General features: G+C 40.3%; 8 protein-coding genes and 1 rRNA gene. 8 read left to right on the plus strand and 1 reads right to left on the minus strand.

Annotation, left to right across the window (positions count from 1 at the left end; all coding sequences use genetic code 11):
• Window positions 1-179: 179 nt before the first annotated feature.
• The 7 genes from DW904_RS21915 (at window position 180) to DW904_RS21945 (ending at window position 7,509) form a co-directional block, all read left to right on the plus strand.
• Window positions 180-1,193, plus strand: coding sequence for a LacI family DNA-binding transcriptional regulator (locus tag DW904_RS21915; protein ID WP_118584246.1), 1,014 nt, complete (start codon window positions 180-182; stop codon window positions 1,191-1,193).
• A gap of 86 nt (window positions 1,194-1,279) precedes the next feature.
• On the plus strand, window positions 1,280-2,536 hold the full coding sequence (locus DW904_RS21920; RefSeq protein ID WP_118584247.1) for a 6-phospho-beta-glucosidase: 1,257 nt from the start codon (window positions 1,280-1,282) through the stop codon (window positions 2,534-2,536).
• Between the two features lie 24 nt (window positions 2,537-2,560).
• Window positions 2,561-3,562, plus strand: a complete 1,002-nt coding sequence (locus tag DW904_RS21925; RefSeq protein ID WP_118584248.1) for a BadF/BadG/BcrA/BcrD ATPase family protein — start codon at window positions 2,561-2,563, stop codon at window positions 3,560-3,562.
• On the plus strand, window positions 3,559-4,863 hold the full coding sequence (locus DW904_RS21930) for an extracellular solute-binding protein (RefSeq protein ID WP_118584249.1): 1,305 nt from the start codon (window positions 3,559-3,561) through the stop codon (window positions 4,861-4,863). Before DW904_RS21925 ends, DW904_RS21930 begins: the two co-directional genes overlap by 4 nt.
• 20 nt (window positions 4,864-4,883) lie before the next feature.
• Window positions 4,884-5,777 carry a sugar ABC transporter permease gene (locus DW904_RS21935; RefSeq protein WP_118584250.1) on the plus strand — a complete coding sequence of 298 codons (894 nt, stop codon included), beginning with the start codon at window positions 4,884-4,886 and terminating at the stop codon, window positions 5,775-5,777.
• Window positions 5,774-6,625: a carbohydrate ABC transporter permease gene (locus DW904_RS21940; protein ID WP_118584251.1), complete on the plus strand. Its 852-nt coding sequence runs from the start codon at window positions 5,774-5,776 to the stop codon at window positions 6,623-6,625. Before DW904_RS21935 ends, DW904_RS21940 begins: the two co-directional genes overlap by 4 nt.
• Before the next feature lie 5 nt (window positions 6,626-6,630).
• Entirely contained in the window at window positions 6,631-7,509 is an 879-nt protein-coding gene (locus DW904_RS21945; RefSeq protein ID WP_118584252.1) for a glucosamine-6-phosphate deaminase, read from the plus strand.
• An 89-nt stretch (window positions 7,510-7,598) separates the two neighbouring features.
• Here the strand turns inward: DW904_RS21945 and DW904_RS21950 are convergent, their stop codons facing one another.
• A complete protein-coding gene (locus DW904_RS21950) occupies window positions 7,599-8,576 on the minus strand; it encodes an AraC family transcriptional regulator (protein ID WP_118584253.1) in 978 nt (325 codons plus the stop codon).
• Window positions 8,577-9,211: 635 nt separating this feature from the next.
• Between DW904_RS21950 and DW904_RS21955 the strand changes: the two genes are divergently transcribed.
• Window positions 9,212-9,319: ribosomal RNA gene (locus tag DW904_RS21955) — 16S ribosomal RNA — on the plus strand; the annotation flags it as partial.

The raw sequence follows: 9,319 nt of genomic DNA on the forward strand, positions 1-9,319 counted from the left end.
TTACACAAGAAAATATAGTATATAAACGCACAATAAAATATATTGACAAAATATAATAATATAAACAAATAAACAAAAAATATCAAATATCAGTTGACATTTGCAAATACTGGAATATACTATGTTTAACGTTAAACAAAACAAATATTACATATATTACATTCGAGAGGTCAGAATATATGGTATCTATAACCGATGTAGCAAAAAAAGCCGGGTGCTCAGCTACACTTGTATCCAGAGTCGTAAATAATCAATATGGAGTCAGCGAGAAATCCCGCCAGAAGATACAGGCAGCGATTGATGAACTTGGGTACACACCCAATGGACTTGCCAGATCGCTGGTCTTGAAGACAACTAACACCATTGGTGTTGTAGTAGATACTTTATGTGATGCGTATTTTTTTGATTTAATCCAGGCTATTGAAGAAGAAGTGGGAAAGCTTGGCTATGATGTTCTGTTTTGTAGTGCTGGGAACAGTACTGAGAAGAAGAGCAGTTATATAAACTTTTTCATGCAGGAAAGGGTTGATGGAATCCTTATTTACGGAAGTGCCTTAGATGATAAGAAATTGATCACTAAGCTTGCCAGATCACATTTTCCATTTGCACTGATTGAGAATGATATGGGTTCCTTGAATGTAAATAATATTTTGCTAAATAATCAATATGGTTCCGAAGTGGCTGTGGACTATCTTTTCCAATGCGGATGCAGGAATATCGCCCATGTTGCCGGTGATGAGAACCGTCAGGCTGCGCGAAGAAGGCAGAAAGGTTATCTGAGTGCCATGAAAAAACACGGTGCTTCCAATATTATGATACTTCAGTCTGGATGGTCCGAAGAAGAGGGTTACAATACTCTTAAGGAATTTCTTTCTACCTGTCGAAAGGCAGATCTTCCAGATGCATTTTTTTTCAGTTCCGACCAGACGGCCTACGGGGGTATGAGAGCTCTTTTAGAAGCTGGAATTCGGATTCCGGATGATGTGATGCTGATTGGATTTGACGATGATCAGCCGCGAAACCACAATTTTTCTTATGTTCCCCTGACAACTGTCAGACAGCCTCTTAGCGATATGGGAAAAGCAGCTGTAGATATTCTGATTTCAGATATTAAAGAGAAGAAAGAAATAAAAGAAAAGAAAATGTTTTATCCCAATCTGGTTATTCGTCAGACAACCAGAAAAGAAAATTAATAACCAGAACGAAAATAAATTGTCAGGTTACACTGATAATTTATTTTTAGATAAAATGTGTAACGTTAAACAAAAAGGAGGACACTATGAAATTTACAATTGTAGGAGCTGGAAGTTCATACACACCAGAACTGCTAGATGAGATGATTGTTCGCAGAGAAAGTTTACCGATTGATGAGCTGGTATTATATGATATCGATTCACACAGACTTGAGGTGATGGAAGGATTTTGCAAGCGCTACTCTGCAAAGAGAGACTTTCCAATCAAGATAAGAAGTACTACAGATATTGATGATGCCTTATATGGAGCAGCTTTTGTAGATACTCAGATCCGTGTAGGAGGTAACAAACAGCGTGTTAAGGATGAAAAAATCCCTCTCAAATATGGTCTGATCGGACAGGAAACAACAGGTGCTGGTGGAATGATGAAAGCGTTCAGAACCATTCCGGTCATGCTTGATGTTGCAAGACATATGGAGAAATCATCTCCAGATGGATGGCTGATTAATTATACCAATCCGGCAGGGCTTGTGACAGAAGCTGTAAAACGTTACACAAACGCAAACATCGCAGGATTTTGTTCTGGCGGTATTTTCCCGAAAATGTGGGCAAAAAGAAGCATGGGAATCGACTACAACCGTGTACAGTACGATTATGTAGGACTGAATCACCTGAACTTTATCAGTCACATCACTATTGACGGAAGACCGGTCACAGAAAAAGAATTTGAGACTCTGGCAGAGACAAATGATGATGTGGGAGCAGATATCCAGAAGCTTCTTGGCTGTCTGACCAGCCCGTATTTACAGTATTACTATAAGACAGGTCAGAGAGTTGAAGAACTGAAAGCAAAGAGCCAGACAAGAGGCGAATACGTACAGGATCTTGAGAAAATTGTATTTGCAGGCTATGCAGATGAGAACAATGCAGATATTCCGAAGGAACTCTATAAGAGAGGCGGCGGTGGTTATTCAGAAGTTGCCATGAACTTTGTAAATGCTGTTTACAACAATGTAGATACTGAGATGGTTGTAAATGTTCAGAATAAGGGTGCTGTACCATTCCTTCCGGATGATGGAGTTGTTGAGATCAATTGCCTGGTAAACAAACGCGGTATGGCTCCAATTCATAAATCTTATATTCCTGCACCGTGTTGGGGATTGATCAGCGAGGTTAAGAATTATGAGATGCTTGCAGTGGAAGCTGCTGTTGAAGGTAATGTAACAAAGATGAAACAGGCACTGCTGGCACATCCGTTAGTAAGAGAATACTCTGTTGTTGAGAAGCTCGTTCCGGACCTGTTAGAGGGTAGCAAGGAATTTTTACCTCAGTTTTTTAAATAAACAGAACATAAAGCGAGGATTTGTATGAAATACTTTATGGGAATAGACCAAGGGGGCAGTAAAACTGCTGCAATAGTAGGAGATGAATACGGACATATCCTTGGAATGGGAAAAAGCTTTGGCGCTGTTCATTCTGTTAACGGAATGGAAATGGCGATGGAAGCAGCAAAGGAAGCGTTTGATGAAGCTCTGGATCAGGCTGGACTTGCATATGAGGATATCAGCGGATTGTATGGCGGAATGAGCGGAATCGACTGGGCCTATGAAAAAGAACTTGTCCAGAATGCTATGTATGACCATTTTAAGATTTCACACATCTCTATCGTGAATGATTGTCTTATTGCAATGAGAGCAGCAACAGCCAGCGACAAATGTGGAATTATCTGTGCCGGATCCGGTGTGAACTGTGCAGTCAGAAATGGTAGCAGGGAAATCATTTTTGGATATTATATTCCGGATTCTGTTCAAGGCGGAGCATCTATTGGAGCGGCTGCTGTACAAAAGGTGTTTGATGCGCAGGCGGGGGTGGGGACACCAACTGTACTAAAGGATTATTTATGTGAGTTGTTTCATGCAGACTCTGTAGATGAACTTCTGCAAATGCGAGTGGATCACAGAATTGGTTCATCGGATTATCTGGGACTCCCCAAAGTGGTTGAGAAGGTTGCTATGGAGGGAGATCAGGTTGCTACGGAGGTTTACGCAGACTTTGCCCGGGGAATTGTTCCATATATTCTTTCTGGAATGAGACAGTTGGATATCCTGGATGAGAAGGTGGATATTGTTTTATCTGGAAGTATTTTCAAATGTAAGGTACCGGCCCTTCGGGAAACTGTTGAATCTGAACTGAAAAAGGAAGCAGTAAATATAAATATCATAGACTCCGTATATGAGCCTATTGTGGGAGCCTATCTTATGGGTCTGGACGATCATTACGAAGAAGTACCGTCCGAAGTATATGCAGAAATAGAAAAAGAAAAAAATAAATATAATATTTTACGTAATGTAAAGGAGGACAACACATGAGAGGTAAGAAAATGTTAAGCGTACTGTTGGTGGGAGCTATGGCAGCATCCATGGCAGTAAGTGTAAGCGCGGCAGATGATGTCCAGCTTACAGATGAAGAGATTACATTAAAATTCTGGGACATCTGGCCGGAGGGACAACCAATGGCCCCGCTTGTACAGGATTATATTGCTCAGTACGAAGAGGAACATCCAAACATTCATATCGAAGAGATTGCAACACAGGAGGTTGATTATCAGACAACTAAACTTAGAGTAGCAGCAGCTGACAGCTCACAGGGAGATGTATTCTTCTGCTGGGGTGGAGGATATGCAAAAACTTATGTAGATGCAGGCGTTGTACTTCCGTTAGATGAGTATTACGAGAAATATGGAGTAAATGATGAGTTGCTTCAAGGGGCAACAACCTATTGTACATATAATGATCAGACTTATGGTTTACCGCTGAAACAGTGGGCTGGTGTTCTTTTCTGCAACAAGAGGATTTTCGACGAAAATAACCTGGAAATCCCGACTACTTATGATGAGATGATCGAATGCATCAAAGTATTCAGAGAAAACGGTGTTACCCCAATGGTTCTCGGCGCGAAAGACGGTTGGCACATTGGAATGATCCAAAATATGCTGGCAGTTCGCACCGCTGGCGCTGATTATATGAATTCTGCACTTGCTGGTGACGCTACACTGGATACTCCTGAAATCGTAGAGTCTGCAAGACTTCTTGCGGAAATGAACGAAGCTGGTGCATTCCCGGAGGGTACACTTGGAATTTCTTCTGATGAAGCAGAGGAACTGTTCTACAGTGGTATGGTTCCAATGTTTTTCGCCGGAAGCTGGGCAGCACAGAGTGTTGACAGTCCAGACAATGCATGCTCACAGGACGAGATTGTAGTTACAACTTTCCCATCAGTTGAAAATGGAAAAGGTGATACAACTCAGTATTCTGGTGGTGTTATTGATTTCTTTATGATAAACAACGCAACTGAGCATCCGGATGAAGCATTTGATTTCGCATATGGAATGACAAAATACATGTCAAAAGAAGCGTATATCCTTGGCGATTCCCTTCCTTGTTGGACAGATCTTGATACAGGTGATGCTGATATCAGTCCATCTCTTGCCAAAGTTCAAGAACTGATTCAGGATTCTACCGGATATGTACTTGCGTGGGACACATTCCTCACAGGCTCTGCAATTGATGCATCCTATAACTTACTTCAGGGGGTTATTGAAGGGAGTATAACACCTGAAGATTTTGCTTCCCAGATTGAGCAGGCGAAAGAGGAAGCATTAGCAGAATAACAGAAAGGTAAAGGTTTAATATGGAAAAAGCATTGCGCAGTAAAAAAGCCATATGTTTCTTCATCTTGCCAGGTTTGATTCTTTTTCTCCTGATTGTAGCCATTCCGATCATTCAGTCGGCTGATTACAGTTTGCTGAAATGGAACGGAATCTCTGAAGGAACATTTGTAGGATTGGATAATTACATAGAAATGTTCAAGGATCCGGTTTTCCTTCTTTCTTTAAAAAATTCGTTATTATTAGCGGCTGCTTCCGTTTTAATTCAGATGCCAATTTCTATGTTGCTGGCTCTGGTATTGGTGAATGGAGTAAAGGGAGAAAACTTTTTCCGCAATGCTTTTTTCATACCGGTTATTATATCCAGTACAGTAATTGCAAACTTGTGGATGAAAATTTATCATCCATCCTATGGATTATTGAATGTGTTTTTTGAATGGCTTGGCCATCCGGAATGGAAACAGAATTGGCTGGGGTCTTCCGCAACAGTTCTGGTAGCTTGTTTTATTCCAATGATTTGGAAAGATATTGGTTACAATATGTTGCTGTTTTATTCCGCGGCAAAATCCATTTCATCAGACATTATTGAGGCTGCAAAGATTGATGGAGCTTCTAAACTTCAGATTTCTACGAAAATTATTATGCCGATTATTATTCCGATGATTGAGGCAGTAACAATTTTTTGTATCGTTGGTTCCTTGAAGTCTTTTGATATGATTTTTATTTTAACTGGCGGAGGACCAATGCATGCGTCCAGTGTACTGTCTTTGATGATGTATAATGAGATTTTTTCCAGCAACCATTACGGATACGCAAGTGCGGTTGCAATCGCAATTATTATCATATGTCTTTTGTTTACATTTGGAGTACAGTTTATATTCAAAAAAATCATGGGGAAATATAGGAGCGATTCATGAAAATAAAGGAAGAGGGCAAACAAAGAAAAAAATTGACACCTGTAAAGGTAGTTATGTATAGCGGCCTGATTTTCTGGACGATAATCCAGTTATTCCCCCTGTATTGGCTGTTCACGTTCTCATTGAAGAGCAATGCTGAGATTTTTGGAGGGAATATCATCGGACTTCCGAAGGAATGGCATTGGGAGCATTATGCTACAGTATTCGGACAGGCACATATTTATAAGTATCTGATAAACAGTTTATTGGTTGCAGCTGTAACCATTGTAGCCACTGCAATATTAGCGTCTATGGCAAGCTATGCTCTGGTCAGACTGAAATGGAAACTTAGCTCAGTGGTTTACATTCTGTTCCTTCTGGGAATGATGTTGTCACTTCAGGCAGTACTTCTGCCACTGTATCGGAACTTAAAGACAATAAGAGACACCTTGTGGTCTCTGATCGTTCCGTATGTGGCATTTAACCTGCCAATGGCAATCCTGCTGATCAGCGGAAGCCTGAAAACCATTCCTAAAGAAATGGAAGAGGCTGCGTTTATTGATGGAGCAAGTCTGTATAAGATTTTTTTTAAGATCATCCTCCCGTTACTTAAGCCGATCATCTCGACTGTGGCAATCCTGAACTTTTTGGATTCCTGGAATGAGTTGATGCTGGCACAGACATTCATCAACAGTGACCAGTGGATGACCATCACAGTAGGTGTAAACAATATGGTTGGCAGGTATTCTACCAAGTGGGGGCTTATTGGAGCTGGTCTGACAATTGCAACAATTCCTACACTTTTGCTGTATGCATTCCTGAGCAACAATATTCAGGAGAGTCTGGCAGCAGGTGCTGTAAAGGGGTAAGACCTATGGAAAAGATGTATTGCAAATGTCCGCACATTCTTTGCAGTGTGCATGGAAATTGCAGAAAATGTATTGAAAAAAATATTGAAGAAAAGAGTGTGTGTTATTGTATGGAGCATAATGCAGAACTGCTAGGAGCAAAATTGCCTGGAAAATTTCCAGTCACAGAGATTTATGACAGTGAAAAAGATATGTCTCGGCGTTGTGCGGAGCTGGTGAAGGAGACTCTGGAAAAGAAACCAGATGCACTTCTTTGTTTTCCCGCTGGAATGACAGTTGTGAAAACCTGTGAAATCTTGAAGGAGATGCAGGATAAAGGAGAGATTGATTTTTCAAAAGCGAAATTCGTTTCCCTGGATGAGTGGCTGGACCTGGAAGATGAGTCTGAAAACTGTACTCATTTTTTGCACAAACATTTGTACGGACCTCTTGGAATCAAGGAAGAGCAGATGACATTGTTTGATGTTCATGCGACAGATCTGGAAGCAGAATGTAAAAGAATTGATCAGTTTATCTTTGACAACGGACATATTGATCTGATGCTTCTTGGTATGGGAATGAACGGCCATCTTGGCTTAAATGAGCCAGGAGATAACTTTGAAGATTATGCAAAAGTTGTTCAGCTTTCTGAAACGACTATGCAGGTAGGACAGAAATACTTTTCTGACGGCATGAAATTGACAAGAGGAATCACACTTGGCATTCATCATATCTTTGAGACGAAGAAAGTTATACTTCAGATTTGTGGAAAACATAAAGCTGAGGCTGTAAATAAACTGTATCAGACAAGGCCTACTATGGATTTTCCAGCCTCTGCATTAAAGTTGATGGAGGATGCAAGAATCATTCTGGATTATGATGCAGCTGCTGGTATTCTAAAATAAAAATTTTAAAAGACCTGTTCACCAGAAGGTTTTTAGGAACATTCTGGTAGACAGGTCTTTGTTTTGAAAAAGAATAAAGCCTGTATGCTTTATAAGGAAGGATTCTCAATCCCCTGGCTGTGTTTCCGATATTGCAGAGGTGTGGTTCCTGTATATTTGCGAAATTCTCTGAGAAAATTCCCCATATTGTTATAACCACAGTCCAGACATATCTCGGTCACTGGAAGACTGCTGTCTTTTAATAAACGTACTGCCTGGCGGATGCGATATTCATTCAGGTATTCTATGGGAGACATGCCGATTGCTTTTTTAAAAAAACGGCAAAAGTATTGCTCATTGAGTCCTATCAGGGATGCCAGATCGCGGATATAAATTTTTTCCTGGTAATGGTCGCGGATGTAAGTGATTGTGGTTTTTATGGTCTCGACCCTGTGGTCATCAGATTTTTCAGTCTGGGAAAAAAGCTGGCGATTGGAAAAATCTGCAAAAATATTTAACAGGGAAGCCTTGATCAGAAGCTGATCTGCCAGGCCGACAATGGCATTTCCAGAAGCGCGGAATAAATTTATATGTAAGGAATCATGAAGCTCTTCCAATTGTTCAGAAAAGCTGCAGCGGTAAAATGCGTTAGTGATGTTCTGGAACTGCTCCTTTATAATAGGAAAAACAGGATGGTTTGCAGAAATACATCTTGGAAAAATCAGACGTCCGTTTTGCAATGGCTGGACAAGCTGAGTCTGAACCGTATCGTAAAAAGGAGAGCAGAGCAGTTCCGGTTGGAAAACGACAGCGTATTCCATGGAGACTTCTTTTGAGCGTGCACGTATGCTGTGCAGTTCGCCGGGATTAATAAAATAAAAACATTCTGAAGATACATCAAATGTTTCCATATTAATATCTAAGGTGAAGGTTCCACCGGGAAAGTAAATAATCTCGACCTCCTCGTGCCAATGGTGCTTGACCAGGATTCCGTGTCCGCTTAGTTTTAAACGGTAAAAAGCACAGGGAAAAGCCTGGGAGCCATGAGGATTTGTTTCTTTTAATGCTGGTGATTGCTGTTGATACATAGAAACCTCCAAACTGGGGAAAGGGTATAAAATAATGAATTTGTTATATGTATTGACGCTATCATGTCTGAGGGCGAAAGTCAATGATTGAAGAAAAAGGATCTTGAAAATAATGTTATAAAAAAATATAAATTTTTTTGTAAAAAGTGCTTGACGATTCCTTACGGCAGTGGTATAGTAAACAAGCTGTCGCAAAGAATTGCTTCTGAAATACTGAAAAATAAAATAGTTTTCAGAAAATTCAAATTAACTGTTGACAATCGACTGAACTTATGATAAAGTAATCAAGTAGCTTGAACAGAACGACAGAAACAAACGACTTTATACAGCTTCTTGAAGGTCTGAAAAACTTTTGAAAAAAGTGCTTGACAAGATCTGAAAGATATGATAAAGTAAACAGGCTGTCGCAAAGAGATGACAGACAAACAACCTTGATAACTAAACAGTGAAACACATACGATTCTCGAAAATTCTTAACGAATCATCATTCAAAAGAATGAACTTTTTATAACAGTAATGACGAGAGATAACTAAGCTAGTTGGTTGTCTTGAGTACATCAAACACTTCGTGAGCTTTGCTCACTCAGTGATGCGCAATTAAGCCGCTGCAAGCAGCGCTGAATTGCTGACACACTTTATCAGAGAGTTTGATCCTGGCTCAGGATGAACGCTGGCGGCGTGCTTAACACATGCAAGTCGAACGGGAAACATTTCATTGAGGCTTCGGCGGATTTGATCTGTTT

The organism is Ruminococcus sp. AM42-11, assembly GCF_003480145.1.
Taxonomy (GTDB): domain Bacteria; phylum Bacillota; class Clostridia; order Lachnospirales; family Lachnospiraceae; genus Blautia_A; species Blautia_A faecis.